2 protein-coding genes are annotated in these 964 nt (G+C 60.3%); both read left to right on the top strand.

Going from position 1 to position 964, the window contains the following annotated elements:
- Positions 1 to 234: type VI immunity family protein (locus BQ17_RS17415; RefSeq protein WP_141699347.1), on the top strand; the 234-nt coding region annotated here is incomplete at its 5' end.
- 1 nt (position 235) lies between these two features.
- A partial coding sequence (locus BQ17_RS17410) for a type VI immunity family protein (RefSeq protein WP_089729258.1) occupies positions 236 to 964 on the top strand: 729 nt, incomplete at its 3' end.

Raw genomic sequence — 964 nt, 5'->3', positions numbered from 1 at the left:
CGTTTGGCAAACGAGGCGCTCGGCGGCGAGATCGGTATTCATGAATATCCCGGCGGCATGATCTTTTCCGCCGGTGAGGCGCCGCTCTTGTACCAGGACGACGAAATCGGGCAACCACCCCTGGTTTACGGGCCGGTCGCCAGATTGCTCAAGCCGTTACGGACCAGTGAGCCTTGGGGTTCCTGGGGCCTGCCGGAAGAGGAGTGCCTGGATTGGCTCGCGCGGTTCGATTGAATTGAAAAACCTGTTTTCGTCCCAGGCCCTCGAGCAATTCTTCCCCGAAGACGAAGAAGGCTATGCCCTGACGGCCTTCGGGTTCTATTTCAGCTTCCGGTTCCCGGACGGCTACCGCCGGGAGCTGCGCCGACGCTGCGCCGAGATCTGCGCCGACTATTGGCGCCTCTGTGGCCGGGACCTGGCCTGGATGATTACACCAAAGACCTGCCTCTGGCAGCGGATACCCGAGGGCTATTCCATGCAGCAATGGCTCCAGGGTTTTCCGGATCAGGATTGGGTATGGTCGATGATCTTCCATTCCGGACGCATCCCGAGTGAGGCAGCGGAATATCAAATCACCGGCATTGGCGACAGCACCCAAACCTACTCCTATAGCTATCTGACACTCGTGCTGCCCGTGACCTGGTTTGCCCAAAATCCGGGCCAGCACCCCATCGAGCTCTTCCTGCGCTGGTCGGCGATACTGCAGGCCCGTGACGGCAGCGCCGGACTCGGACTCATCCCGCCCGAGGATACGCCCAAGCGCGGGCGTACCTCCAAGCTGGCCGCCGCCTTTCGAAAACAGTTCCCCGGCGCCGAACTGGTCAATCCCCTTGGTCAACAAAACATGTTTTGGGGTCTCCTCTCCGTCAACTGGCTAACCATGATTAGCTCCGAGTGTATAGAAAAGCTCGGCGGGGTTGCGGGCATTAAGACACGTTTGGCAAACGAGGCGCTCGGCGGCGAG

This window comes from Candidatus Thiosymbion oneisti, assembly GCF_900092655.1.
GTDB lineage: Bacteria > Pseudomonadota > Gammaproteobacteria > Chromatiales > Chromatiaceae > Thiosymbion > Thiosymbion oneisti.
The sequence above is the reverse complement of the archived record's forward strand: the minus strand, read 5'-3'. Positions and strand labels throughout refer to the sequence as shown.